The organism is Pseudomonas sp. GX19020 (assembly GCF_023371075.1).
Classification (GTDB): domain Bacteria; phylum Pseudomonadota; class Alphaproteobacteria; order Rhodobacterales; family Rhodobacteraceae; genus Pseudogemmobacter.
In genome coordinates, this window is sequence record NZ_JAMCCR010000004.1 from 1 (window position 1) to 25,959 (window position 25,959).

A 25,959-nucleotide genomic window follows, 5' to 3' on the forward strand; every position below is an offset into this window, starting at 1 on the left:
TCCGGCCATCAGCCGGGTCATACCAGATCCGCATCATCCCCAGCTCCCCATTGCGTAGAAGGAATAGAACACCGTCCAGTTGGCCTCGCCGCTTGTATAGGTCGGGGTCTGGCTGCTGATCAGCGTGGCGGAGCCATCCTGATAGGCCCGCACCACATTGCCCGGCGAGAGCGTCACATAGCCAAGGCCGACGCCATTGGTCGCGGTGTTGCGGTGCAGGATCCACAGCCCCGCCCCGAGGTTAGGGAAGCTGCCGGCGCCGGTGGCCGTGGTCACGAAACTGCCCACGGCGGTCGGTTCCAGCGGCAGCACATCGGCCTTCACATCGCGCGCGGCGCTATAGGACATGACCACCCGGCCCGGCGTTCCCGGGTCACCGGAATTCCAGCCGGCGCCGCCCGCCCCGGGCAGGCCACCGGCCCCGACAACGACCCTGATCCGGGGCGAGGCATAGCCGCTGACGTCGATCCAGTCGGTAACAACCGCAGCCGCTGCCCAGCCCCCCTGGGATGGAACTCCGCCGATGCCGCTCAGGCCACCTTTGCCGCCGCTGCCCCAGGCCGCGCCATGGGTCGAGACCGTGCCGCCATTACTGTTGAGACCTCGCCCCTCCTGCCCCCCGGCCGAGACAAAGATGTGTTTGTGGGCCTCTACGGGGCGCTACATAGCTTTCGGGACTACAGTGTCTCCGATCTGGTCGAAAGTTATGCTGCTAAGCTGCAGGGGCACGTTGAACGGTTTCGCTCCATGAGGGCGCAGGGACAGTTGCCGTTCAGGGTTGTTTCAAGGCGGGCAGTAAATTGATTAGGATGGCGGGGTGGCGCTTTCGCGTGTCCACCGGGTGATGAAAGGGAGCGTCAGGTCAGTGCTGCCACGAGACGTTCTGCCGTTGCAATTTGCGGGATTAGTTGGGGGCAGCGCACGTGCTGTCAACCACGCTGGGACCAACTCGAACGCGGCATTTGCCTGACCTTCTGACTATCTATCTTTCTGCCCCACGCTCAATAATTCAAAAATATGTGCAAATTCATACAGTTACGAGTTCACACCAGTCGGACGGATACCTTGAGGGTATCGCTCTGGAGGCAAACAGACTCCAGAAAGGCTCAAAATTGGCGTAGGAGGCTAGTTTTACACCCTTTGCACAGCATCCGCAGGGGTTCCCCAGGAAACACCCGACTTCGTCGTCCTGCGCCAGTCCTGCTCGGTCTGTGGCGGTTTCCTCGGCAAGTGGCTAACTATACGGGTAGCGTGGGCTAGCGCCCAAGTGAACGGCGAAGCTCGATTAGTGCCTTTCTGAAAGGATGGATGGACATGCTCAGGTTGAGTGGAAGCGGCGGGCCGTCTTCGATCAGGGCCTTTTCTACGGACCAAGGATCCTCATGTTGCATAACGGAAATTGCCGCGTGCTCATCCAGCCAAGTGCTCAGCAGCATTTCATGCTGGTGGCTCATGCGTACCCGATCCTGCCCGTCCCGAAAGAATTCCAGATGCAATTCCGTACGCAACAAACCTGCAATCGATAGACGAAGTGTAGACGTCCTAACGGTTCCTTGCAGATGATTTCGCCAAATACGACGTGCCATCGGCGATCTGGAACGAGCCGGTTGACTGCTGGGAGGTGCAATGCCGATGTATAGCAGGTCTTTCCCCGCTCGCTTGCGGCAGCTAGCCCTCGGTACGGCAGGCAGCCGCCCGTCGAACCACCAGCCATAAACACCGTGGTTGATCGATCTGACGCTGATGTGCTGGCGCACGTCGCATGGACGCAAAAGAAAATCAGGCTCCAAAAATGCCTTGGCAGATAAACTTAGACTATGAGTCAAGCCCCCAGGCGAAGAGCTTCCGTTCGAGGGATGCATTCCAACACGCTGTCAGCAAGTTCGGGACTTCTGCCAATGTAGCTATTTTATAACTCATAGTCTATGGCCTGAGACGTGATCGACGTGCGCCAGTCCGCGCATGTCCGTCAAGACTCGAGTATCAAAAAATATCCAGAGGATCAGAAGGGAGAGGGACCTCTCGCAAGAGGAGGTCGCCCATCGTGCGGACATTCACCAAACCTACCTGAGCGGCGTTGAGACCGGGAAGCGCAACCCATCCATCTTGGTTGTAGAGCGCATCGCCAAAGCTCTCGGGGTAGATGTCGCAGAAATCTTTAAGGCGGGCTAAGTTTCACCTGACTTGTAGCATGACCGCGTCTTATCGATCTTCACCGACAACTTGGGAGATCGACATGGCCGATATTATTACCCTCAAGACCATCTGCGATGAACTGAAGCTGAACCCGCGCAAGGCACGTCAGCGCCTTCGGACCGCCGCCGCCGATAACGACGCGTATAAAGATCTCGCTGAGGGCCGAAAGCCCAAAGCCATCTGGCAGTGGGCCGACGGCTCCAAGGCGCTCGAGATTGCGAGGAAAGTGTTGGCCGGATAGGGTGCCGAAGTTTCTCTAGCGCCTTGCAAGTGCGCCTGATCGTCAATCGGCGCATAGGCGAAGGGCGAAAAGTTGCAGGAGTAGTATGCCCCGAACTCGAACTGGCGGGCATGGGCGGAGAGCAGCCCAACGGCGCTGCGGCATGGCTGCTGCGGCGAACCCGGGAAAGCCGACATTCGTGCGCGACTCAGCGATCCCTCTGCCCCCGAGCGGTGTCGGGCGGAAAGTGGTCTTGCGGCAGTGCCGCATGGAAAGCGTAGTAACCTTGCCACTGCAACCGTTCAGACGGATCTCTAGCCGATCAACATCGTAAAGGGCCTTGGGACGGAATGCGGTCTGAAGTCAGTAAGACATTACAGCTGCAGCGACACCGTGGAAGTTTCCGTCGCCTAGCCCAGAGGACAAAAACCGATCCTGAAAGCACCGCACCAAAAAATGAACGAAGCCTGAGGCGGCGAAGCTCTCGAATGCCAAAAACAGATGCGTTCAGCCGAGCATTTTGAGTATGCTCTCTTGAGCGTGGCAGAGTTTCGATGCACTGTGAGTGATGTGAAAGTTATATGCCGCACCTAGCAAATGGAAAACACATTATGGCGAAACCTCTTGGCGCGGATCTGACAGACATCACCATACCGTTGTCTAAGTTATTCCTAGATCCAAACAACCCTAGATTTGTGGGGAGTGACTGGATATTTATTCCAGACCATGATGCGATTAAAAGTGGCCCACAGGAGGAAGCCACTGAAAGACTGATAGCCAGTCATGAAATAGACAAACTAAAATCAATAATGGAGCACAATGGTTACTTGCCTATCGACAGGGTGGTTGTGCGCAGGATCGACGACGATCATTTTATCGTCCTTGAGGGAAATCGGCGTATTTGCTCTGCAAAACAGATAAGTGGGTATCTCGATTCAGGGGCAAAGATCCCTGATTAAATCATGCGCACCTTTAATGAGATACCTTGCATCCTATATGAAGGCATCGAATCGGATCAGAATGCTGCGTGGGTATTCCAGGGGATAAGGCATATTTCCGGAATTTCGGAGTGTTCCGCTTTTAATAAAGCAAAATTAATAGTGGAGCAGATGGATGCACAAGGGTTGAGCTTCACCGAGGTTGGAAAGAGTTTCGGCCTTTCTGCATTTGGCGCAGCTCAGTGGATTCGTGGGTACTACTCCTTTCTTCAAGCTAAAGATGAGACTGAGTTCGGAAAGTATATAGATGAAAGAATTTACCCATTCTTTCAGGAGATATTTGGGCGAAGCAGTATTGCGATCAAAGAGTGGATGAAGTGGGATGATTCAAAGAAAATGTTCCTGGACGCGGCAAACTTAAATGAGTTTGTTTCGTGGCTTTATCCGAATAAAACTGAAAACGAATCTGGCACCGAGAGAGAGCCAACAAAGTCCGACATGGAAGAGGCTTGGAGCAGACGTCGGATATCGAAGCGTGACGACCTTCGCAACATCGCCTACATGATTCACAAGTCCCCTAAGAACTGGATGGAGTTCAGGAGTGGCGTTGATGTTGAGAAGGCATACAATCGAGCGGTTCTAGAGGAATTGGAGGAAGATCGCGAAAGCGATAGGAATGCGGTAGATAAATTTTTCTCTGCGCTGACCGAGGCTAGAAAGCAGCTGGAAAATACTCCTTTCTCGGTTATAGGCAATGATGAGAATAAAGAGAGATTGCGAAATTTGCTAAAAGAAATCAATGATACCAAAGAAAAACTGTCGATCTTTTTCTAGGCACTCACGCGATGAAGAGACCAGAAATCATTAGATCTGTATTTTCCCTGCCGCCTGTTGAAGGAGAGTTCTCAATTGATGCCTTATGCTTGATGGCCATAGAAAAATCACTCGGTCACTTTACAATTGATCACGAGGAGAAGGTGTCAAAATGCAGAAAATCACTGTATTCCGATCTGAAGATGGCCGACTATGACCATCATGCAAGTGGCGGAATTTTAAGCTTCAGCTACACCGATGAAAGATTTCATAAATTAAGATGGAACACATCATCTAAGGGCGACAAGAGAATTGGAAAAAAGATCAGAGATAGATCTGCAGCGGTGAGTTGGATTGAAAGCCTAAATGACTGTAGGGATTATGAGTACTTGGGCGGGCTTCCAATGAAGAAACTGGGAGCTTCAAAGGTATTTGTTACACCAGCAGGTAATGAGTTTGGGATTGACTTCCTTGCCATCGTTCCAGCCTTCTCAAAGTCGGATATTTTCATGTCAAAAAGTAAGGGCACCAGAGTAGTCGGGCAGTCAAAACTGTACAGAAGCGCTGTAACTAGGGATAAGATTCAATCTTTTAACGACGTGATGAGCTCCATTAGAAACAATAAGGCGGAGCTAATAGACATTCTGCCGGCATGGTTTCGAAGCAGCAATGCGCCGATTGTTGGCTTCTTTGTAGCGCACTCCGGTTACCAGAGTGGCGCCAGGATTAGCGCAGAGCAAAATGGCTACACATTAATCGACTCTCTGTGTGCCTCAGAGATTATTTCTTGCTGTGGGAAGATGGATCATGTCAAGAATGCAATAGATCTAGATAGTTACCTATGGCTGGAAATTGCAAAATTGAGGGCGTGATGAATAACTTCGATCGTAGCCTGAGTGAGATGAGTGCATGATAACTTTTTCTGCAACCCAAGCAACGAAGGCACCGCATCCGGTCTTCCGATTTTCTGTGTCGCAGCTAAAGTTCGCTTTCGTTAGATAGACCTCGAGCTCATTGAAAAGTCGGCCCAATCCTACGCTTGCGGGCAGTCTATCCAAACTCAAAGAGATATTATGTCAGGGTCGCCGGGATCGTCGATCTCATCGACCCACCCTTCTCTTGCGAACCCAACGGTGAAGTTCGACATCCAGCTTTCGTAGTACTCGGCACTGTCGACTTGGAACCTGTCGCTGTGGGGATTAGTGGGTACGAACCGAACGTCCCAATGTGTAAGATACCATTCACCAACACCGTCCGAGTGAAGGCCGCGCCCGGTTTTCAGGACTGCGTCAATCACTTTAGGCGACAGAACGGTCTTCTGGTCAGTCCCCGGATAGAGGTAATCGGCGAAAACGCTGAACTGCTCGTGCTTATCGTCGTAGTATACTGCACGAAGGCGGAAGTAGTGTTGAGACCAGCCGCCCCCGGGCAACCTGATAGATTCGAGCTTGGCTGCGATCGCCTCCACCTCTGCAAGAGCCGGAAACGAGTGTCCAATCCGGCAGCTCATATAGAGGAAGTAATCTTTATAGTTGGCCGCCCAGACTGAGGGTGACTGGGTCGCATAAATCTTCCATGGCTGCGCCTTCGCGCTCTCGGGCATAAACTGATGCACCAAGGGGAATAGCTCGGGGATATTGAGACGCTTCTCTATCTCTACGCTGTCCCAGAATTTTGTTAGGATTCTGCCCTTCAATTGGAGCTCTTCGAGGCGCTTCACAACGCCGGACGATGGCTGCGTGGAACATGCTAGGAGATAACCCTGTGCATCCACCGCACCGCATGCGTCGACGATATCGGCGACGTCGGGAATGCCAACAGAGCCGCCGCTATGTGCCTTGTGCTTGCAACTAACTAACCACTTTCGAGAGAATGGTGCGAGTAACCCGGAAGCCGTTTCGGTCGCAACGAGGTCCCGCCCACCGTCGGGGCCAACGCCTGTCCAATGCACCTCAAACCCACTCCGGAGGAGCATCTCTCTAATCAGCTGCTCGAAGCGCACACCGTCTGAAGGGAGCTCTTTAAAATCTAACATTCCCATTGCTTTGCTGATTTCAGAATACGTGTCAACAAGCTTGAAAGATAGAAGGTTGGCGGAAGGTCACCCGGCGCCTGACGTGAGCCTCCGTTAACCGTTGATGCTGCTTTCCGCTTCGTGTGCGGCTTGAAGAAGCAGCCACTTTTTGATCATCATGATAGTTTGGCTTCGGCACGCAACGCCAAGCGTCCGAATGACCGTTTTTAGGAATGCCGCCACGCAGCACCGGTAAGGATCGAGCTTCTGCAAAGGGCCGGCCTCGCCTGTCGTGGCCAGCCGCAAGGCTGAGGGCTCCAACCTGGCGGTTGCTGTGCCGCAGCATGTCGCTCCGGAGCCCATCGCCGACATTCGATCAGTCCGCAGCAGCACAGGTCCTTCGCTCGCGCAGCGGTAAGCGCGGCCCAAACCGGCCCTTCGCGACGTTCCCGACGCAGCAAGTGAGCTCCACCAGACCGGCCATTCGTCGATTCTGCAGAATTATTGCGGATGAGGGGACCAGGTGCAACGTCCCGCTTACATTCACCTCTTACGCGAAGTAGGCTTGAAGAAAATTTCGGAGCGCCACTGAGCACCTATGCCATTTGCCTTTCAAAAAGCCGACCTTTCACCAACCTGCAGATTCTCACAATGGATGCTCATTGACGAAGGCAGCCTAGTCCGTACTTTGGCATGGCTCTACCTACGTAAGCCAAAACATGCAGTTCAGATAATCAATCAATTAGAACCAAGCAAAGCCGGGTTTCCGGGAAAAGTGTTCGAGAATGCGATTTCTCTTCTTTCCATAAGGCTCGCAGACATTGCATCAGACCTTTCAAGCGCCGATCCGGAAAAGAAGAAAACGGCTATAAACAAGAAAAACAAGCGGATCGAGCAACGCGACGGGTTACTCTTCCAGCATCTTTCATGGATTGCGGCATCTATCGACATGCCAACCGCGCTCGCTACCCCGCCTCACGTTCGCAGGGCAGACAAGGGTTTTGACGGCCTGATCGTGAGTATCGAAGACGCATATGGTGCAATTTCGAGTGTGGTGCTTTGCGAAGACAAAGCATCAATCAATCCTAAGAGCCTTGTTCAGGGGAGCGTCTGGACCGAAATCGACGGTATCGTCAAAGGGGACAAAGACTTGGAACTCTTGGATGCTATCACTGCTATTCTGAGAGAACAATCTGGCCTGAAAGGCGACAAGCAGGAGGAGCTACTAGATGCACTGATATACGAGCGGACAAGAGCATTTAGAGTGGCAGTGACCGTCATGCCAGCAAACGCGGCCGCAGGCGGCTACCAGCATATATTTAACGACTTTGAAAAACACGCTATCGGCGCAGACACGGTACGACTAGCAGAAGTCCTACCATCCGGCGACACTCGATCATTCTTGAGAATTTTGGCGAGGAAGGTGAGAAGAGAAATAAAAAGGATCGCCGAAAATGTTTGATCCGGTTACAGAAGAACTAATCGCAAGATCGCCTAACCTAAGACACTTGAATGCGTCAGAGCTCGTCGAGCTACTCACATCTGCCAGCGTGGAAATAGCGACCGCGCGACTTCTAGCAGAAAACTTGGATACCCTACCGGACGAACTGATTGCCGTCAGGTCGAAGATGAGTCGATTGGCAGATGTTTTTGAGGCTCAAGTTGCTTTGGGTGTAAATCCGGAGCGGCTGCGATCAATCGCATTCGTTGCTGGATCGGCTCGACAAATCGTTGATCGTATAGATCGGCTAATTCTGACTGGAGAGAGTCAAAGTCTTCTTAACGAGGATTGTGTTGGACCGGATATTGCGTCGGCTTTGCTCTTTTTGGCTTCTGAGAGGTTCTCCGATGCGACTGAGGTCGGCCGCGTTATACGAGCGACTGGTGAAGAAAATGCAATTAGACGACTGCTGATCTTGACGCTCGGCCGTCTTGCGCGGGGGCAATACGAGGACATTTCCAACACCGAAGTCGAAGAGGTAGATGCGTCTTCGGATTCAAGTGAGGCACTTGCCACAGATCTGCTTTACAGGGAAATCCTTAAATCACTTGTTATATTCTCTAAATGCTCTGTCGGCCATTTGGGCCCCGTCGACCTTGAGGGCGCATACTCAACTCTTCAACGAGTCATCTCTCTAGCTGGGCCTTTATCCGAGAGTTTGGAGGATGTGGCCGAAACCCCAATTGTTGCTATAACGACTTTTCCCGGACCGCACCATCTCGCGTCCATTTTGCGAATTGCGCTAGGAGCCGTGGCTGACAATCTATTGGTGAGCATTCCAAATCCGAATGGCACAGATCATGGAGCTTGGCGTGATTGGATAATTCGCGAGGCCAAGAAGTGGCCTCTAATCTGGGAGAACCACAAAGCTGCAATTGCAACTGGTTTCTTAGATGCGGGTTCCTCCATGATCATGACCACGCCAACGGGAACTGGAAAATCCACCCTATCAGGTTTGAAGATTGCAGCGACGTTAGCGTCGGGAAGAACCGTACTCTATTTGGCACCGACCCACGCGCTTGTTTCGCAGGTAGAGTTTGATCTCAATGAGCGCCTCTCAGAACTAGCGGTAGCCCAAAGCCTCGACGAGCTCACCTTGGACGAGACGGTTGATAAACTTCCCGATATCGCAGTGATGACGCCTGAGAAGTGTCTTGCTCTTTTAACTTTTGCTCCTCAACTTTTTAAAAACGTTGGCCTATTGGTATTCGATGAATTCCACCTGATGAGCGCTGCTATCGATCCCAATTCTCCAACCGGCGTTCGAGTAGATCGAAGAAGCATCGACGCTATGCTTTGCTTTCTGCAATTTGGTCAGATCAATGAAAGTGCCGATTATTTGCTACTTTCTGCGATGATCTCTAATGGATCAGAGCTGAAGGATTGGCTCAGAAATCGAACTGGCCGTCCTTTCGTGGCCTTTGACTATGAGTGGAAGCCAACACGTCAACTCCGGGGATGTGTAGTGTATTCACACACCGACCTGGACAATTTCAATACGCAGTTAAATACTGGAATCACCCCAGACGTGTCGGCCACTCCTTACGGCTTGTTTGCACTAGACTCGAATTGGTTACCACAGCCTAACAGTTCCAGCGCCCTAAAGCCTCTTTCTGACTACCCTATGCCGCTAGGCATTGGCGGCCCCAACAAGAGGGGATCCTGCTGGCTTACTTCTAACCGCAACGAGGTGGCCGCAGAGCTAGCAATCAAGCTTGCGCAGCATGGCATGAAGGTTCTGGTATTCTGTGAAAGTATTAACTTCACAACATCAACGGCCAACAAGATCAGCTCGCATTTCAATCCTATCGAACCACCGCTGACGGGTGAACAGTCAGTATTGAGGGAAACTGCGATAGAGGAGATCGGCAGAATAGAATCTATATATGACGCAGGTAGCAAGGTCGTGGCAGTCCATCACGGTGAGCTTCTTCCCTACGAGCGTCGGCTTGTTGAGGGCTTGTTTCGGTCTAAGGAAAGCGGCCTTAACGTGCTGGTTGCAACATCCACACTTGCGCAGGGGCTAAACCTTCCATGTGATGCCGTAATTCTTGCAGGGACCGACCGGCTAGACCCGGAGACTGATAAAAGAAAAGACATGCAAGAGCATGAAATACTCAATGCATTGGGGCGTGCGGGCCGCGCTGGTCATGCTTCTACGGGTTTAGCTCTAGTTGTCCCCGGCAAACCGGTCCCTTGCGATTTAGACACTTTCGTGCCTAGAGAGACCGTAGTCACCAGTATGGTTCTCTCATCCAAAGACAGATGTGTTCCCCTTATTGATCCGCTTTGCACGTTGCTTGACGAAGTAGAGGTTGAGGCAATAAGGAGCCCGGTCGCCGAATACCTCGCGCGAAAACTAACCGTATCATTGAAACCTAACGAGGATGGGACAACACCTTTTCAGCATCTTACTTCGAAGTCGTTTGGATACTTCCAAAAGCGATCTGCCAGTGTCGCCAACGCGGATGCGTGGCTAAGTCTTCGCAAACAGAAACTTGAACAAGTACTGTCCGACGCTGAGCCCGAAACTCCTGCTACATGGCAACAGGCGCTTGCTGCGAAAACGGGGGCAAGTATGCAGTTTATCCACAAACTTGAAGCTGAACTCGCATCAGCGCCATGGCCATCAGTTCAGGCCATAGATTGGGTGACATGGGTATTGGATCAGTTCGACCCCAAGGAGGAGGACTTTGACGCGTTTTTCAGGCCGGAGAGCCTGGAGAAGATATTTGCGAGAGCATACAAGAACCAGAAGGATCAGGTGGCAAAGCGAACCGTGGCACTCGCTGGCATCCGCGAGCTCCTTCCAGACTGGTTTGGCAAGAAGACTCTATTGGAACTAGATGCAACCATATTGGGCTTCATTGTGAAAAACGAAGCCCCGGTCAAGGTGCCTACTAAGTCCGATGGGATGGCGAAGTTTGCGAGGCGTTTTTCGAACCGCTTCGCGTCAGAGATTAGCTTCGTCATGAGTACGTTCGCGCAGTTGGTAGCAGAAATCGAGCTTGCCAATGCCAAGGACCTTGCGCCGATGCCGAGTTTTTTACCACAACTTGCTCGATTCGGCTTTCCAACCCCCTACCACTTTGCACTCAGCCGTGAGCTATCTACGTCGGCGCGCATTGAAGTTCAAAAGCAATACCAAGGTATCTCGAATTACATCGAGCATGATCCTTCTGACGATTGGGATGCTGTAAGAGCAAAGGTATCAAGCGCTATGGCCGTATCGCTCTTCACAGATATTAACGAAGATGATCTTGCGGCCTTGGAAGAGCTTCTCAAGAAGGATAGCGACTCTGAGTAAGACGCCCGAAAAGAACCCAAATAGAACTTTCCGATAGAAGGATCCTTCAGAGATTTTTACGACCAAGGTTAGCTTTCCCGCCCTCTCTCGCCGTGCGGGGTAGCGCGATTGCTGCACCGCGCATGGATGGCCGCTTTCCCAGGCTTGCTGCGACTGCCATGCCGCGCTGCGGTCAGGCGGCTCTCCGCCCGACAGGTCAACTTGGCGAGGATGGCGCGCCTTCCGCTGCCGCACCCGCAAACGGCAGCTTGGTCCGCAATCGCTACCGTCATGGCCAGGTGATTGCGGCGGCGCAAGACGAATGGCAGCTTCGGAGCATGCGGCAGAGCAGCATTTGTCGAGGTCGACCGGCGGCTCTGGGCCGATTGCGACGCACCTTGGGGGTGCCCAAACCGTGATTGGGTGTACCGTGCGGTCGCCCACTGCGGGATCGCCTGTGAGCGCAGGGGCCGCATCGAATGATACCCAAGCGATACCCACAGCCATCTCCCTGTAGCTTCGCGCCGCGATAAAGCGGATAAATACCATTATTTATCAAGGGATAAGATGGTGCCCGGAGACGGATTTGAACCGCCGACACGCGGATTTTCAATCCGCTGCTCTACCAACTGAGCTATCCGGGCAACCTTGGTGGCGGGGTGATACCGAGTGTGTCAGGCGCTGTCCAGAGGGAAAACGAATAAGTTTCCAAGAAGGCGAAATCATTGTCCTGAAACAATGTTTTGACTGGCTGTTTTGCTGCCAGCTCTCACAGGAACACCTCTGATGTCGCAAGCGGCAGCCCGCAGAATGTTCTGCTGACCCGAAAACCGGGGCGGATACAGCAACTGCGATCCGGTCCGGGCCGATCCCCGCAGACAGGGGGATCAGGAATGCGAATCTCTCCCGGGTCGTGAGGCCGGCTTCCGCGAGGAAGCGAAACAGAAAACGGCCCGAGTATAGGAGGGACAGACATTCGCCCCAGGGACGCGCATGACAGGGCACTTTGGGCCTCGTGCGCAGGGGATGGGGGCTCGGGGGTGTCGGGCGGCTCTGGTCCATCCGGGACGCCTCAGAGCCGGCCAGGAGTCGCGGCTGACTTATTGGCGGTTGCGACATCATCCGCCGGAAAGGAAAGCAATCGGGCGATTCGCCTTTTCGCCGGTGAACCGGCTCTACTGCTCTTGCCCCCTGCGTCCCGTTGCATGGCCAACAGGCGACACAGAGGACCGGGCAGCAAGCCGATGGCGCGCGCAGCTGTGCAGTCTCGCTGACTGCGCAGGAATCACAGATTACGCGGCATAATATCTAAGCCCGACCGGCGGCCCACATCAAAGGGCCGCCAGGCTCTGCGGTCAGTGTGCCCGATCCGGCGGCACTGGCGGCTCTGCCTCTGGCAGGTCAGCTGCGGGATCATCTTCGGCACCGCCGATCCGGTAGCCATCACCCAACCAGCGCGCGAGATCGATATCGGCACAGCGCTTTGAACAGAAGGGGCGCGAGGCGGCTTCGGTCTTTTTGCCGCAGATCGGACAGGTCATGGCCAGAGCGTACTCAGTGCGAGTCCCTCCCGGCGCCGGGTCAGCTCGAACAGGCCAAGCCCACTCCAACCAGCCAGGCTGGTCTCGCCGCCCCCCTTGAAGGACGCGCGGATCACCTGGTCGAGGATATTGCGGTCGCGTTTGGGCATCGGCGCGAAATCGATCACCACCTGGCCGCCAAGACCGCGCAGCCGCAGCTGCCGCGGCAGTTCCCGCGCGGCGGCGATATTGATCTTCAGCGCGGCAGCCGGCGAGGTATCGGGGCCGGTATTCACATCGACGGCCACCAATGCACGGGTGGGCTCGATCCAGATATGCCCCCCGCCTGGCAGACCAACCCGCGCCCCGGTCAGCGCATCCAGCTGATCAGCCACGCCAAAACCGGCAAAACTTCCCGGCTCTTCGATCACCTCATCAGGTGCGGGGTCACCCCAGTCCCGCCAGGCAAGCTCATGCGCCCCGGGCGCATCGACCAGGAGTTCCGGCGCGCCATTGAGATCGGCCAGCACGGCCTCGGTCAACCCGCGCAGACTGGCAATATCCTCGGCGATTTCTTCGGGTTCCGCGACATCACAGACCGAACGGAGGATCAGCCCCAGATCAGGCGCCGCCCCGGCCATCGCACGGCCCGCAAGGGCGTCCAGCTCTGCGCGCAGCTCCTCATCGCGGATCCGGCGCGAGACATTCAGCCCCGGCGCGCCTGGCGTCAGAATTGCATAACGGGATTTGAACAGAACACGGATCGAAACCGGCAGCGCTTTGCCGGGTTCGGCAGGGCCGGACACCTGGACGATCAGCCGCTGGCCCGGCGCGATGCCCGAGACCTGGCGCAGAAACCCGCGCGCACCATCCGGGAGTTTGACAAAAACGCCGCCCTGCCCCTTGACCGGCCGGTCGGCAATTGCACGGCAGATCGCGCCCGGTGCCAGATCGATGCTGACCGGATCGATCGCGATCTCTTCCAGGATCCCGTCGACCAGCAAAGCCGCCGCCTCGCGCCCATCTATCTGATCGAGAAGAACAACCCGTCCCTTCATCCCTGCCTCCAGACCGGATAGCCGGCCGCCGTCAATAGCTGTGCGGTTTCGGCGACCGGAAGGCCCATAATTCCGCTGTAAGATCCTGAACTCCATGGGATGAACGCACCGGCCAGGCCCTGGATTCCATAGCCTCCGGCCTTGCCCTGCCAGTCGCCGCTGGCGAGATAGGCATTCATTTCATCATCCGAGAGCCGCTTCATCTTAACGGCCGAGACGCTTTCACGCGCCCAGATCCGCGCGCCTTTGCGCAAAGCGATGGCAGTGATCACCTCATGGCGGCGCCCGCCAAGCAGCGCGAGGAACGAGGCCGCTTCGACCGCGTCTGCGGGCTTGCCGAGAATGCGGCGCCCAAGCGCCACCGTCGTATCGGCACAAAGCACGATATCATCAGGCCCGGCTTCTACCGCAAGCGCCTTTTCCCGCGCGAGACGCGCCGCATAGGGGCGCGGCAGCTCTCCTTTGCGGGGATCCTCGTCGATATCGGGAGGCAGGATGAGATCGGGTGTGATCCCCATTTGCGCCAACAGTTCTTTTCGGCGCGGCGAGGCGGATCCGAGGATCAGTCGCAAGATAACAGCTTACTTGAAGCGGTAGTTGATGCGGCCCTTCGAGAGGTCGTAGGGGGTCATTTCCACCTGGACCTTGTCGCCTGCCAGAACACGGATGCGATTCTTGCGCATCTTGCCTGCCATCGTTGCGATCAGTTCATGGCCATTATCGAGTTCGACCTTGAATGTCGCATTGGGCAGGAGTTCCTTCACGACACCCGGGAATTCGAGAATGTCTTCCTTGGCCATGTTCACTCCGAATAGGATAAGGACCCGCGGGAAACGCAGGCCTTCTGACCTGGGCATATGCGCTTTGTGCCGGGGGTTTACAAGGGCTATCTGGTTTGCGCGCCTGGCTGATCGCGCGAAGAGCCGGCTTCTCCGGCCTGCCCTTCGCGCTGACAGTTCAGAACTGGCGGCTCAGAGCTGGCGGATCCAGAACTGCAGTGGTTTTTCAGTATCGCTGACTTCTCCGAGATCGCGCCAGCTGAAATGCGCGATGGCGCCCGGCAGCGGCGCATAGCCGCGTTTCGTCCAGAAGGCGTCATTGCTGCGATATGTGTCAGGGCGCAGCGGGTGATCCCCGGGTCGCATCACCGAGCAGAATGCGACATGGCTGCGACCAAGGCTGCGGGCATGTTCTTCGCGCAGGTCAAAGAAACGATGTCCGACGCCCCTGCCCCGATATTCCGGCAAAAGAACCGATTCCGCGCCGTAGAGGATCTTTTCCAGCGCAAGACCGGTCTGGCGCATTGGTTCGGCGAATTCAGCCGCATGATCCTCCATCGGTGCCGAGGTCGAGGCGCCGACGATCCTGCCGTCATCAATTGCCGCCACCAGCAGCGCGCCCGGACTGTCGCGATAGGCCTGAAGGTAGGTGCGCTCGTAATCGAGCGTACCGTCATAGAGATAGGGCCAGGCGCGGAATACCGTGATGCGAAGCCGCGCCATATCGTCCAGCGCGGCCTCAAGCTCGGCCCCCTTCAGCGCGCGGACGGTCAGGCTCATTTCGAGACCTGTTCGATCCAGTCATTGAGGTTGTAGAAGGTGGTGACACGGGAGATCCGTCCGTCCTTCACGTCAAAAAACGACCCTGCCGGCAGGATGTATTTCTGGCCCTTTGCCTCGGGCAGGCCCGGATCGGTCTTCAGATATTCGCCATGAACGACGAATTCAGCCGCCGCGCGGCTGCCGTCTTCGGTCACGAAGATCACAATATCCCTGAGCTCTTCACGGTAGGAGACACCCATATGTGAGCCAAATTCCGCGAATTTTTCGCGCCCCCGGCGGATGCCGCCTTCATTGACGCGGTGCTCGATATCCTCGCTGACAAGCGCCGTCATCCCTTCGGGGTTCAGCGCGTTGAAGGCGGTGTAATAGGATTCGATCAGCTTACGGGTGGCGGACGCGGACATGGCTCTCCCTTTCATTTTGGGCGCGAGGATAGCCGGTTGCCGCGCAGGGGAAAGCCTGAAAACGCCCTTTCATCGTCTCCGGGCGGCCCCTGGGGACAGGCCGCCCGGAAAGCGATCAGGCCAGAGCAGCGGCCACGGTAGCAGTCAGCGGCGTGGTCGGGTGCCCGATCAGGCGCGAAAGCGTTTTGCTGTCATCGAACAGCGCCCCCTTCGCGGTCTGTGCATCGCTGTCGGCGAGGATTGCGGCGAATCCCGCCGGCAGACCGAACCCTTCAAGGGCTTTGGCATAGTCAGCCTCGGGCAGGTTCACATAGGCGACCGGCTTCGCGGCCTGTCTGGCCACTTCGGCCGCCAGTTCGGCACCGGTAAAGCCGGTATCGCCGGCAAGCTCATAGACCTTGTTCTCATGGCCCGCCTCAATCGCGGTGACCGCAATCGCCTCGGCATAATCCGCACGCGCGGCCGCCGAATAACGCCCGTCCCCGGCTGAGCCGATAATCGCGCCATGTTCGATCGCGGGCGCCAGCGCGCCGGTCAGGTTCTCGGTATACCAGCCATTCCTGAGGATCGTGTATGCGATCCCCGATTCCTTCAGCGCCGCTTCGGTTTCGACATGTTCAGCGGCAAGTTTCATCGGCGAGGCGTCGCCCTTCAGGAGCGAAGTATAGATGATCCGCTTCACGCCGGCGGCTTTGGCGGCATCGATCACCGCCTTATGCTGGGCAAAACGCTTGCCCACCTCATTGGCCGAGATCAGCACCAGCGTATCGACACCGTTCAGCGCGGCGTGATCTGCCTTGTCATAGTCGAAAGCGCGGGTCTCGACGCCCAGATCAGCAGCCTTTTCCGGGCTGCGCACAAGGGCGATGGGGCTGGCGCCACGGGCGCGGGCGGCGGCAATGGCGAGGCGGCCCAGCTGGCCGGTGGCTCCGGTGATGGCGATGGTCATTGGTTTCTCCTGTTCCGGATTTGACAGGACAATAATAGCACCATACTTACAAAAAATAAGTACGCACCATTTTGTAAGTATGGAACAATGACGCACAGCCTCATCACGACAGATGCACAGCGCCTGATGCAGGGCTGGCGCGAGGGCAATGTCCTTGCCGCCGAATGCCCGTCGCGGCGCATCCTGCAACATCTGACCAGCCGCTGGGGCGTTCTGGTGATGGTGGCGCTGGCCACCGGGCCACATCGTTTCGCCGCATTGCGGCGCAGGGTGGCGGGAGTCAGTGAAAGGATGCTGGCACAGGTGCTAAAGGATCTTGAGGCAGATGGCTTTGTGCTGCGCACCGCGCATCCGGTGGTGCCGCCGCATGTCGATTATGAGCTGACAGCCCTTGGTCAGGCGGCGGCTGCGCGGCTGATCGGCCTTGTCGGCTGGATCGAGACAGAGCTGGAGACTATTCTCGCCGCCGGTAAAAACGGCTCTGACAGTGACGGAGTTCTGGCCGAACGCGAAACGGAGCGGGGCTGATAGCCTAGGCGATGCTGCCTGCCCGACAAGGTGACCGAATCAGGCCGCAGCCCGCGCCCCCGCAGGGGAATCAGTGCCGGCTTCTTCTCCGCCGCCCCTGATTTCACGTAGCACTTCGCCCGATTTCGCCAGTTCCGCCGCAAGTCGGTTGCGGTTTCCCGGACGCTATGAACAGCAATCGCGCTGCCACAGGGCTGAAAGGCCGAGAAAAGCGCAGGAAATACAGATGTTCGCTATCTCAGCCCCTGTAGAGACGGGCCGAAAAGCGCGGCGACATGACGTGCCGCAATAAGCAGCGAGACCATGGCTGCCACGGCGCAGGACCAGCTGAAGAGCCGGCCCGCATTTTTCAGATGCGGAAATCACTGCGGGGAATGGGCATCCGGAGATCGGCAGGCACCACCATCAGCGCGATCCCTCCGCTCAGGAAACAACTGGCCATGCTCAGCAAAAGACAGAAAGCCAGAAGGGTATGGGATGGTCCCGGAATAGCAGACATCAGCGTCCCCGCATCCCGTATGCTGCGACCACGGCCTCTGACTACAGGAACGATGCGGCGCAAGGCTGATCTTGATGGGGCGAAGCAGCACAATCCGCCACAATCCCACTCCGCAAACTGCGCAGACATCAAGAGTGGCGTGTCGGGTCTCACTCCTGCCCTGATCCACAAGCGCCGGAGGCCCGGCTCTTCACCCCCCGACCGGCAAGGGCGGGCCAAATCTCTGGATCATGCGGTCACGGATCTGATCGCGCGCCTGGCGATAGGCGGAAAGTTTGGCCTCACGGCTTTCGCCAAGGCCGGTCGGATCAAGTATCGGCCAGTATTCAACCTCAAGATGATGCCAGCGCGTCAGCTCCAGCGCCTGGCGCTGGCTCGCGGGCGACAGCGCCACAATCAGGTCGAACTGCCCCAGATCATCGCCCCATTCCTGCATTTCCTCGAAAGACCGGGCGCGGTGGCGCGACAGTTCCACCCCGATCTCCTGGCAGACCGCGACCGAAAAGCCGTCCACCTCCATGTCATTCTTCACGCCCGCCGATTGGACATAGGCACGCTGGCCGTAGAATTTCTTCGCCATCCCCTCGGCCATGGGGGAGCGCACCGCATTATGGTCGCAGCAGAACAGGATGGACTGCGGGAAATCGACCAAGCTTACCCCCAGTGCAGCACGCAGATCAGGGTAAAGAGGCGCCGGGCAGTGTCGCGATCAACCTCGGCCTTGCCCTCGAGCCGCTCCTGCAGGATCGCGGCCCCCTCATTATGGATCCCGCGCCGCGCCATATCGATCGCCTCGATCTGGCTCGGCGGCAGGCGCTTCACAGCCTCGAAATAGCTTTCGCAGATCTGGAAATAATCCTTCACCACCTGGCGGAACGGGCCAAGGCTCAGATGGAATTCCCCGACCTGGGCCTCGTCTTCGCGGGCAATCCCGAAGACCAGCCGCCCCTCCCGGATCGCCAGTGCCAGGCGATAGGGGCCGGGCGGCACCTCGCGCCCCTCGCGGGCGGGAAGGCCGAAGCTGTTCTCCTCCAGCAGATCAAAAATCGCGACCTTGCGCTCCTGCTCGATCTCCGGCGTCGGACGCATAAGACCTTTCTCATCAATCTCGATATGGCAGATGCGGTTGGTCATGCGGGCGTTCCGGAAAATGCGTCACCCCTTGATGCCCGAGCGCGCGCCCACAAGCAAGCACAGCCCCCGCCCATCCGACGGAAGTCAGCGGGCGCTTTTCATCTGTCTCTAAATATCCTCCGGGGGTCTGGGGGTGGAAAACCCCCAGCTGCGCCGCCTCACCCCGCGTTCAGCCGGTCGAGCCGCGCCCGCACGCTCAGCCCATGCGCCTCCAGGCTTTCCGACTTCGCCAGGCGCTCTGCCGCGGGCCCGATGGCCGCCAGCGCAGCCGGCGTCATTTTCGCAATCGTGGTGCGCTTGAGGAATTCCAGCACTGAAAGCCCCGACGAGAACCGCGCCGAACGCGCCGTTGGCAGCACATGGTTCGGGCCGCCGATATAGTCGCCGATGGCCTCGGGCGTCCATTGGCCGAGGAAAATCGCGCCGGCATGGGTGATCTGCGCCGAGACAGATTCCGGGTCTTCGGTACAGATCTCCAGATGTTCGGGCGCGACACGGTTCGAAAGCTCTGCCCCCTCGGAAAGGTCGCGCACCAGGATCACCGCACCATTGTCGCGCCAGCTCGCCTGCGCGATCTCGCGCCGCTCCAGCGTCTCGAGGCGCTTCTCCAGCGCCGCCACACAGGCACGGGCAAAAGCCTCATCCGGCGTGACCAGAATCGCCTGGGCCGATGCGTCATGCTCGGCCTGGCTCAGCATATCCAGCGCCACGAAATCCGGATCCGCCGTGCCATCGGCGATCACAAGGATCTCGGAAGGACCGGCGATCATGTCGATCCCCACTTTACCGAACACCCGCCGCTTCGCTGCCGCGACAAAGGCATTGCCCGGCCCGGTGATCTTATCGACCGCGCGGATCGTCGCGGTGCCGTAGGCCAAAGCTGCCACCGCCTGCGCTCCACCGATCCGGTAGATCGTATCGACCCCGGCAAGCCGGGCCGCATAGATCACCAGCGGATTGACCTCGCCACCCGGGGTCGGACAGGTGATCACCAGGCGCTCCACCCCAGCCACCCGGGCCGGAATCGCATTCATCAGAACCGAAGACGGGTAAGAGGCGAGCCCCCCCGGAACATAAAGCCCGGCAGCTGAAACCGGCGTCCAGCGCCAGCCAAGGGTTGCCCCTTCCGGATCGGTCCACATCTGGTCCTGCGGCATCTGGCGGACGTGATAGGCACGGATCCGCTCCGCCGCAAGCGTCAGTGCCGCCGCATCTTCAGGCGAGACTTTCGCGCATTCCGCCTCAATCTCTTCAGGCGTGAAGGCCAGCTGATCCGCTATCAGCTCAAGCCGGTCAAAGCGGGCGGTAAGCTCGGTCACCGCAGCATCGCCCCGCGCCCGCACATCCGCGATGATCGCGGCGACAACATCGTCGACTTCGGGACTGTCCTCGCGCTTCATGCCAAGAAAAGCGGTAAAATCCGCCTCGAAGCCCGGATCCCGGGTGGAAAGGAATTGCGCCATTGCGGGCCTCCGCGCGTGATTGCCGCCAGTCTTGACCCGCGCATATCCCGCGCTGTGCCCGAGGTAAACAGCGCCATATGGAAAAGGGCGGCGCGCATTGGAATGCACGCCGCCCTTTCCGAGTGTCAGCCCTGACTTATTGCGCCGGAGCGTCCGCAGGGGCCTCAGCGGGAACGTCAGCCGGAGCTTCTGCGGGCGCTTCAGAAGGAGCAGATTCTGCCGGCTCGACGCTGGTAGCTGCCGCGTCCTCGATGCTCGCCTTGACGATCACATCGGGATTCTCGGCAACCGCGCCATTCTGCTCTGCCGGGCCGCGCCTGATCTTGTCGACCACATCCATGCCCGAGATCACGCGACCGACAACGGTATATTGTCCGTCAAGGAAATCACCCGGCGCAAACATGATGAAAAACTGGCTGTTGGCCGAATTCGGATCCTGGCTGCGTGCCATGCCGACGATGCCGCGCTGGAACGAGATATCCGAAAACTCTGCGGGAATATCAGGCAGATGCGAGCCACCCATGCCGGCGCTGACGAATTCCGCCGGAATCTCCATCCCATGGAGCTTATAGGTGCCTTCAGCCGCACCTTTCGGCAACTTGGCAAGCTCTTCGGCCAGCGTCGCCGGTTTGCCGAACTGCACGTCGCCGGTCTGGGCCATGAAACCGTCGATCACGCGGTGAAAGACCACGCCATCATAGGCGCCCTCTTTTGCCAGGGTGACGATCTGTTCCACATGTTTCGGCGCCTTGTCCGAAAGGAGGTCAATGACCACGCGGCCATTCGCCTCGCCCTGGATGTCGAGCACCAGATTCGGCCCCGGCAGATCCGGCACGTCCTGCGCGAAAGCAGGTGCCGCCATCAGCAGGGAGGCCATGAGAACCTTACGCAACATCTGCCGCAACCCTCACAGTGATCATACGGTCGGGGGTGACCGGCGGCTCGCCCCGGGTGATCTTATCAACAAATTCCATCCCGGAAATCACCCGGCCGTAAACGGTATACTGGCCGTTCAGGAAGGAGTTATCCTTGAAATTGATGAAGAACTGGCTGTTTGCCGAATTCGGGTTCTGCGACCGCGCAGCGCCGATCGTGCCGCGATCATGCGGCAGTTTCGAAAATTCTGCCGGCAGATCATCATATTGCGACCCACCCGTGCCAGAACGGCGCGGATTGTAGTCTTTTTCCATATTGGCGTGCTCTACATCACCGGTCTGGGCCATGAAGCCCTCGATCACGCGGTGGAAAGCCACATTGTCATAGGCTTTGTCGCGGGCGAGCTGCTTCATACGCTCGACATGCTTTGGTGCGACATCCGGGAGAAGCTCGATCACCACTTCGCCGTCTTTCAGCGTCAGGATGATGGTGTTCTCGGGGTCCTTGATCTCGGCCATTGTGCTTCCCTTGCAGGCTTCTGGTCGGGCGGGAAATTAACCGCAAGCGCCTCAGGGGGGAAGGGCAAATGGGCGTGATCGGTTGACGGGGCGGCAAAATGGGCGGAAAGAATTGCGCGAAAAGCAGGATGCACCCCGTGTGTTAGCGCTAAACCACCCCGAATGATGCATATTGGGAGAGACCGATGAGCTGGAAAACGCTGGATGATATCGCACTGGCCGGCAAAACCGTGCTGACACGGGTCGACATCAATGTGCCGATGGAGGGGGACCGGGTCACCGACACCACCCGGATCGACAAAATCCGCCCGACAGTCGAGGATATCATCGCGCGCGGTGGCAAAGTGGTGCTGCTGGCGCATTTCGACCGCCCAAAGGGCAAGGTCGTGCCGGAGATGAGCCTTGGCCGCATCGCGCCGGCCCTTGAGGCAAGCCTTGGCCGCAAGGTAATTTTCGCGGCGGAAAGCACCGGCGATGTGGCGAAGGCCGCCATTGCTGCGGCGGCGCAGAGCGATGTCGTGCTGCTGGAAAACACCCGGTTCCATGCGGGCGAAGAAAAGAACGATCCCGCGCTTGCGGCAGAATTTGCGGTGCTTGGCGACGTCTATGTGAATGACGCGTTTTCGGCCGCGCACCGGGCACATGCCTCGACCGAAGCCCTTGCGCGTGCACTCCCCCATGCGGCGGGCCGGCTGATGGAGGCAGAACTGAAAGCGCTGGACGCAGCGCTTGGCACCCCTGCCCGCCCGGTGATCGCCGTGGTCGGCGGCGCGAAAGTGTCGACCAAGCTTGATCTTCTGGGGAACCTTGTCGGCAAGGTCGACCACCTGGCGATCGGAGGCGGCATGGCGAATACCTTCCTCGTTGCGCAAGGTATCGAGGTCGGTAAATCACTTGCAGAGCGCGACATGGCCGATACCGCCCGCGCGATTTTGAAAAAGGCCGAAGAGACCGGCTGCCAGATCCATCTGCCGGTCGATGTGGTGGTGGCGCGCGAGTTCAAAGCGGGTGCGGCCAGCCAGATCACCAATGCATCGGGATGTCCTGCCGATGCGATGATCCTTGATGCCGGCCCGGAAACGGTGGCGCGGCTGAAAGCGGTCATGGGCCAGTCTGCAACGCTGATCTGGAACGGCCCGCTCGGCGCCTTCGAGATCCCGCCTTTTGACGCGGCGACGGTGGCGGCGGCGAAAGAGGCCGCGAGGCTGACCGAGGCCGGCAGGCTGATCTCGGTTGCAGGCGGCGGCGACACCGTTGCCGCGCTGAACCAGGCCGGGGCTGCTGGGGCTTTCACCTTCATCTCGACCGCCGGCGGCGCCTTCCTGGAATGGATGGAAGGCAAGGAATTGCCCGGCGTGGCGGCACTGCTCGCCTGAGGGCCGCTGCTCGCGCTAACAGCATTGCACGCAGCCCGGCGGAAAGGCTATGGCGCGTGCAAAACCTAATCTGGCTCCGGCAAAGGAAGACGACGATGACCACGGAAAAAATGACGGCGCAGATCGGCAAGGGCCAGGGCTTTATCGCTGCCCTCGACCAGTCCGGCGGCTCGACCCCCAAGGCGCTGAAGCTTTACGGCGTTGAGGCCGATGCCTGGTCCGACGAGGCCGGCATGTTCGACCTGGTCCATGCCATGCGCGCCCGCATCATCAAATCGCCCGCCTTTTCCGGCGAGAAGGTCATCGGCGCCATCCTGTTTGAGCAGACCATGGACCGCGATATCGACGGCATCCCGACCGCCACCTATCTGTGGGAAAAGCGCGGCGTTGTTCCGTTCCTGAAGATCGACAAGGGGCTCGAGGCCGAGGTTAATGGCTGCCAGGTGATGAAGGCGATGCCAGAGCTTGATACGCTGCTGGAGAAGGCCGTGCGCGCCGGGATCTATGGCACCAAGGAACGTTCGGTGATTTCCGCCGCCAATGAAGACGGCATCAGGGCGGTGGTCGATCAGCAATTCGCCATCGCGAAACAGGTGATCAGCCACGGGCTTATGCCGATCGTCGAGCCGGAAGTGACGATCTCGATCACCGATAAAGCCGCCGCAGAAGCGATCCTGCGCCGCGAGATCCTTACGCATCTGGATGCCCTGCCCGAAGGCACGCAGGTCATGCTGAAACTCACGATCCCGTCGGAGGCGAACTTCTACGCAGCTCTGGTCGATCACCCCGCTGTTCTGAAGCTTGTGGCGCTTTCGGGCGGGTATTCGCGGGACGAGGCGAATACGATGCTTGCGAAGAACCGCGGCATGATCGCGTCCTTCTCTCGCGCGCTGTCGGAGGGTCTGAATGCCAGGCAATCCGAGGCCGAATTCGACTCCACGCTGAAAGCGGCAGTCGATTCGATCCATGCGGCCTCGGTCGCCGGCTGATCAGGCGCCGGCCAGAACCGGCGCGGGCTGAACAGCTTTCGCATAAAGCTGAAGGGAATCCCGCCATATGGGGGATTCCCTTCTGATTCGTTTGATGGCATGATCTTTCTCAATGGCCCCCGGCAAGAGGGGTAACAGTCGAGACGGACAGGACATGACCAGGCAACAACGGCGCCATAATATGGGCGGGCTCATCTACTTCGCCCTGATGTTCACTCTGGGTGCCTATTTCACCTTTGCCGCCGTGCAGGGCGATTATGGCGTGTTTCGCCGGGTCGAAATCCGCGCTGAGGCCAGCGGCCTGGCGGCAGAGCGCGACAAACTGGCAGTGCAACTGGCCGATATGCGGAACCTGACGCATCGGCTGTCGGATGATTACCTCGATATGGATCTGCTCGATGAGCGTGCCCGCGATGTGCTGGGCTATATGCGTGCCGATGAGATCGTGATCCGCTGAAAACCCTGCGCAATCAGGGCTTTAACTGCGCACCGGATGCGTGTTTCGAAAGCCGATGGCGAAGCGGTTCCAGGCGTTGATCGTGGTCACAATCAAGGTCAGTTCCACCTGCTCCTGGGGCGAAAATTCTGCTGCAAGGGGCGCGTAATCTGAATCCGCTGCCCGGCTTTGTGGCAAAAGCGTCAGCGCATCCGCCCAGGCAAGAGCCGCCCGCTCGCGCGCATCAAAGGCACTGCTTTCGTGCCAGGCCGCCAAGACGTCCAGCTTTTGCTGCGAAACCCCCGCCGCCCTCGCCTCGCCGCCATGCAGATCGAGACAGAAGGCACAGCCATTGATCTGTGAGACCCGCATTTTCAGCAATTCACGCAGAGGCGCCGGGATGGAGAGCGATTTGATCTGCGCCTCGAGATCCAGCATCGCCTTCATGGCCGCCGGGGCCGCCTTATAATAATTCAGTCGCTCTGACATGGGCAGGCATCCGGTTGCACGGGGTCACTGTTCACTTTGTGCCAGCATAGGCAGAGGTCCGGTGGAAGGCCAGACGCCTCTCACCGCGCCCCGCAGCTTGCGCTCATTTTCACTTTGACCCAATAATCTCCGATGTTGTATAGATGGTTTAACGCTAAACCATTTGCTGAACCTACTCCGGGGAGGAGCCCAATGGCACGCAAGCCCGATGCGAGACCCAATGTCTCGAAAGAAGATCTTCTGAAATACTACCGCGAGATGCTGCTGATCCGCCGCTTTGAGGAAAAGGCGGGCCAGCTTTACGGCATGGGGCTGATCGGGGGGTTCTGTCACCTCTATATCGGCCAGGAAGCTGTGGTCGTGGGCCTGGAGGCTGCGGCCAAGCAGGGTGACAAGCGCCTGACCTCTTACCGCGACCATGGCCATATGCTGGCCTGCGACATGGACCCGAAAGGCGTCATGGCAGAGTTGACCGGGCGCATCGGGGGCTACTCGAAGGGCAAGGGCGGCTCGATGCATATGTTCTCGAAAGAGAAGCATTTCTACGGCGGCCACGGCATCGTTGGCGCACAGGTGCCGCTGGGCGCGGGGCTGGCATTTGCCGATAAATATCTCGGCAATGACAATGTGACCTTCACCTATTTCGGCGATGGCGCGGCCAACCAGGGCCAGGTCTATGAGACCTATAACATGGCGGAACTCTGGGATCTTCCGGTGATTTTCGTCATTGAAAACAACCAGTATGCCATGGGGACGAGCGTGAAGCGCTCGACCAAATCGACGACCCTGTTCGAGCGCGGCGTGGCCTACGGAATCCCCGGTGAGCAGGTTGACGGGATGGATGTGCTGGCGGTCAGGGCGGCAGGCGAGAAGGCCGTGGCCCACTGCCGCGCCGGCAAGGGCCCCTATATCCTCGAAATGATGACCTATCGCTACCGTGGTCACTCGATGTCGGATCCGGCGAAATACCGGACGCGCGAAGAGGTCGAGAAGATCAAGACCGAGAAAGATTGCATCGAGCATGTCCGCGATCTGCTGTTGCAGGGCGGTCTGGCCTCGGAAGACGATCTGAAGAACATCGACAAAGAGATCAAGGCGCTGGTGAATGAGGCGGCTGAATTCTCGAAAGAAAGCCCGGAGCCGCCGCTGAGCGATCTCTGGACCGATATTACCGTCTGAGGGGGAGAGAG

General features: G+C 57.8%; 29 protein-coding genes and 1 tRNA gene. 12 read left to right on the plus strand and 18 right to left on the minus strand.

What is annotated here, in order from left to right:
* Positions 1 to 33: 33 nt before the first annotated feature.
* Both M3484_RS08940 and M3484_RS23780 read right to left on the minus strand, forming a co-directional pair.
* Positions 34 to 348: a hypothetical protein gene (locus M3484_RS08940; RefSeq protein ID WP_249496607.1), complete on the minus strand. Its 315-nt coding sequence runs from the start codon at positions 346 to 348 to the stop codon at positions 34 to 36.
* A gap of 908 nt (positions 349 to 1,256) precedes the next feature.
* Entirely contained in the window at positions 1,257 to 1,862 is a 606-nt protein-coding gene (locus M3484_RS23780; protein ID WP_349306269.1) for a GIY-YIG nuclease family protein, read from the minus strand.
* 100 nt (positions 1,863 to 1,962) lie between these two features.
* Between M3484_RS23780 and M3484_RS23975 the strand changes: the two genes are divergently transcribed.
* The 5 genes from M3484_RS23975 (at position 1,963) to M3484_RS08965 (ending at position 5,039) form a co-directional block, all read left to right on the plus strand.
* Entirely contained in the window at positions 1,963 to 2,172 is a 210-nt protein-coding gene (locus tag M3484_RS23975) for a helix-turn-helix domain-containing protein (RefSeq protein WP_502942445.1), read from the plus strand.
* A gap of 64 nt (positions 2,173 to 2,236) precedes the next feature.
* The gene (locus M3484_RS08950; protein ID WP_249496609.1) at positions 2,237 to 2,437 is read left to right on the plus strand and encodes a hypothetical protein; all 201 of its coding nucleotides are present in this window, start codon (positions 2,237 to 2,239) and stop codon (positions 2,435 to 2,437) included.
* A 590-nt stretch (positions 2,438 to 3,027) separates the two neighbouring features.
* Complete coding sequence (locus M3484_RS08955) at positions 3,028 to 3,375, plus strand: ParB/RepB/Spo0J family partition protein (protein WP_249496610.1); 348 nt, start codon at positions 3,028 to 3,030, stop codon at positions 3,373 to 3,375.
* Positions 3,376 to 3,378: 3 nt separating this feature from the next.
* Entirely contained in the window at positions 3,379 to 4,188 is an 810-nt protein-coding gene (locus M3484_RS08960) for a hypothetical protein (RefSeq protein WP_249496611.1), read from the plus strand.
* 11 nt (positions 4,189 to 4,199) lie between these two features.
* Positions 4,200 to 5,039 (plus strand): PDDEXK family nuclease, encoded by an 840-nt coding sequence (locus M3484_RS08965; RefSeq protein WP_249496612.1) that lies wholly within the window; start codon positions 4,200 to 4,202, stop codon positions 5,037 to 5,039.
* 188 nt (positions 5,040 to 5,227) lie between these two features.
* Here M3484_RS08965 and M3484_RS08970 read toward each other — a convergent pair whose 3' ends face one another.
* Positions 5,228 to 6,202, minus strand: a complete 975-nt coding sequence (locus M3484_RS08970; RefSeq protein ID WP_249496613.1) for a restriction endonuclease — start codon at positions 6,200 to 6,202, stop codon at positions 5,228 to 5,230.
* Positions 6,203 to 6,779: 577 nt separating this feature from the next.
* Here M3484_RS08970 and M3484_RS08975 point away from each other — a divergent pair.
* Positions 6,780 to 7,643, plus strand: a complete 864-nt coding sequence (locus M3484_RS08975) for a hypothetical protein (RefSeq protein ID WP_249496614.1) — start codon at positions 6,780 to 6,782, stop codon at positions 7,641 to 7,643.
* Entirely contained in the window at positions 7,636 to 10,989 is a 3,354-nt protein-coding gene (locus tag M3484_RS08980) for a DEAD/DEAH box helicase (protein ID WP_249496615.1), read from the plus strand. The genes M3484_RS08975 and M3484_RS08980 overlap by 8 nt, the downstream gene beginning before the upstream one ends.
* Positions 10,990 to 11,536: 547 nt before the next feature.
* Here M3484_RS08980 and M3484_RS08985 read toward each other — a convergent pair.
* From M3484_RS08985 to M3484_RS09020, 8 genes are all read right to left on the minus strand, one after another.
* Positions 11,537 to 11,612 (minus strand) — tRNA-Phe (locus tag M3484_RS08985).
* Positions 11,613 to 12,323: 711 nt separating this feature from the next.
* Positions 12,324 to 12,509, minus strand: a complete 186-nt coding sequence (locus M3484_RS08990) for a DNA gyrase inhibitor YacG (RefSeq protein ID WP_092896692.1) — start codon at positions 12,507 to 12,509, stop codon at positions 12,324 to 12,326.
* Positions 12,506 to 13,546, minus strand: a complete 1,041-nt coding sequence (locus tag M3484_RS08995; protein WP_249496616.1) for a ribonuclease E/G — start codon at positions 13,544 to 13,546, stop codon at positions 12,506 to 12,508. The genes M3484_RS08990 and M3484_RS08995 overlap by 4 nt, the downstream gene beginning before the upstream one ends.
* Positions 13,543 to 14,118: a Maf family protein gene (locus tag M3484_RS09000; protein ID WP_283258380.1), complete on the minus strand. Its 576-nt coding sequence runs from the start codon at positions 14,116 to 14,118 to the stop codon at positions 13,543 to 13,545. The genes M3484_RS08995 and M3484_RS09000 overlap by 4 nt, the downstream gene beginning before the upstream one ends.
* A gap of 9 nt (positions 14,119 to 14,127) precedes the next feature.
* Positions 14,128 to 14,346, minus strand: coding sequence for a translation initiation factor IF-1 (infA, locus tag M3484_RS09005; protein WP_045389309.1), 219 nt, complete (start codon positions 14,344 to 14,346; stop codon positions 14,128 to 14,130).
* Between the two features lie 171 nt (positions 14,347 to 14,517).
* On the minus strand, positions 14,518 to 15,105 hold the full coding sequence (locus M3484_RS09010) for a GNAT family N-acetyltransferase (RefSeq protein ID WP_249496617.1): 588 nt from the start codon (positions 15,103 to 15,105) through the stop codon (positions 14,518 to 14,520).
* Complete coding sequence (locus M3484_RS09015; protein ID WP_249496618.1) at positions 15,102 to 15,512, minus strand: ketosteroid isomerase-related protein; 411 nt, start codon at positions 15,510 to 15,512, stop codon at positions 15,102 to 15,104. The genes M3484_RS09010 and M3484_RS09015 overlap by 4 nt, the downstream gene beginning before the upstream one ends.
* Before the next feature lie 115 nt (positions 15,513 to 15,627).
* Positions 15,628 to 16,461 (minus strand): SDR family oxidoreductase, encoded by an 834-nt coding sequence (locus M3484_RS09020; RefSeq protein WP_249496619.1) that lies wholly within the window; start codon positions 16,459 to 16,461, stop codon positions 15,628 to 15,630.
* Between the two features lie 87 nt (positions 16,462 to 16,548).
* Here M3484_RS09020 and M3484_RS09025 point away from each other — a divergent pair, with 87 nt between their 5' ends.
* Complete coding sequence (locus M3484_RS09025; RefSeq protein ID WP_249496620.1) at positions 16,549 to 16,989, plus strand: winged helix-turn-helix transcriptional regulator; 441 nt, start codon at positions 16,549 to 16,551, stop codon at positions 16,987 to 16,989.
* A 349-nt stretch (positions 16,990 to 17,338) separates the two neighbouring features.
* Here the strand turns inward: M3484_RS09025 and M3484_RS09030 are convergent, their stop codons facing one another.
* The 6 genes from M3484_RS09030 to M3484_RS09055 form a co-directional block, all read right to left on the minus strand.
* Positions 17,339 to 17,488 carry a hypothetical protein gene (locus tag M3484_RS09030; protein ID WP_249496621.1) on the minus strand — a complete coding sequence of 50 codons (150 nt, stop codon included), beginning with the start codon at positions 17,486 to 17,488 and terminating at the stop codon, positions 17,339 to 17,341.
* Positions 17,489 to 17,678: 190 nt separating this feature from the next.
* Complete coding sequence (locus M3484_RS09035; protein ID WP_249496622.1) at positions 17,679 to 18,140, minus strand: arsenate-mycothiol transferase ArsC; 462 nt, start codon at positions 18,138 to 18,140, stop codon at positions 17,679 to 17,681.
* Between the two features lie 2 nt (positions 18,141 to 18,142).
* A complete protein-coding gene (locus M3484_RS09040; RefSeq protein ID WP_249496623.1) occupies positions 18,143 to 18,622 on the minus strand; it encodes a UPF0262 family protein in 480 nt (159 codons plus the stop codon).
* A 158-nt stretch (positions 18,623 to 18,780) separates the two neighbouring features.
* Positions 18,781 to 20,085, minus strand: a complete 1,305-nt coding sequence (hisD, locus tag M3484_RS09045; RefSeq protein WP_249496624.1) for a histidinol dehydrogenase — start codon at positions 20,083 to 20,085, stop codon at positions 18,781 to 18,783.
* Positions 20,086 to 20,221: 136 nt separating this feature from the next.
* Positions 20,222 to 20,980, minus strand: a complete 759-nt coding sequence (locus M3484_RS09050) for a peptidylprolyl isomerase (RefSeq protein WP_092896674.1) — start codon at positions 20,978 to 20,980, stop codon at positions 20,222 to 20,224.
* Positions 20,970 to 21,479 (minus strand): peptidylprolyl isomerase, encoded by a 510-nt coding sequence (locus M3484_RS09055; RefSeq protein ID WP_092896672.1) that lies wholly within the window; start codon positions 21,477 to 21,479, stop codon positions 20,970 to 20,972. Before M3484_RS09055 ends, M3484_RS09050 begins: the two co-directional genes overlap by 11 nt.
* A gap of 185 nt (positions 21,480 to 21,664) precedes the next feature.
* On the opposite strand from M3484_RS09055, the gene M3484_RS09060 reads away from it, so the two are divergent.
* From M3484_RS09060 to M3484_RS09070, 3 genes are all read left to right on the plus strand, one after another.
* Positions 21,665 to 22,855 carry a phosphoglycerate kinase gene (locus M3484_RS09060; RefSeq protein WP_249496625.1) on the plus strand — a complete coding sequence of 397 codons (1,191 nt, stop codon included), beginning with the start codon at positions 21,665 to 21,667 and terminating at the stop codon, positions 22,853 to 22,855.
* Positions 22,856 to 22,950: 95 nt separating this feature from the next.
* Positions 22,951 to 23,844 carry a fructose bisphosphate aldolase gene (locus M3484_RS09065; RefSeq protein WP_249496626.1) on the plus strand — a complete coding sequence of 298 codons (894 nt, stop codon included), beginning with the start codon at positions 22,951 to 22,953 and terminating at the stop codon, positions 23,842 to 23,844.
* A gap of 154 nt (positions 23,845 to 23,998) precedes the next feature.
* Positions 23,999 to 24,301 (plus strand): FtsB family cell division protein, encoded by a 303-nt coding sequence (locus M3484_RS09070; protein ID WP_092896666.1) that lies wholly within the window; start codon positions 23,999 to 24,001, stop codon positions 24,299 to 24,301.
* Between the two features lie 21 nt (positions 24,302 to 24,322).
* On the opposite strand, the gene M3484_RS09075 is transcribed toward M3484_RS09070, so the two are convergent.
* Positions 24,323 to 24,769: a carboxymuconolactone decarboxylase family protein gene (locus M3484_RS09075; protein WP_249496627.1), complete on the minus strand. Its 447-nt coding sequence runs from the start codon at positions 24,767 to 24,769 to the stop codon at positions 24,323 to 24,325.
* A 192-nt stretch (positions 24,770 to 24,961) separates the two neighbouring features.
* Between M3484_RS09075 and pdhA the strand changes: the two genes are divergently transcribed.
* On the plus strand, positions 24,962 to 25,948 hold the full coding sequence (gene pdhA / locus M3484_RS09080) for a pyruvate dehydrogenase (acetyl-transferring) E1 component subunit alpha (protein WP_092896662.1): 987 nt from the start codon (positions 24,962 to 24,964) through the stop codon (positions 25,946 to 25,948).
* Positions 25,949 to 25,959 lie beyond the last annotated feature (11 nt).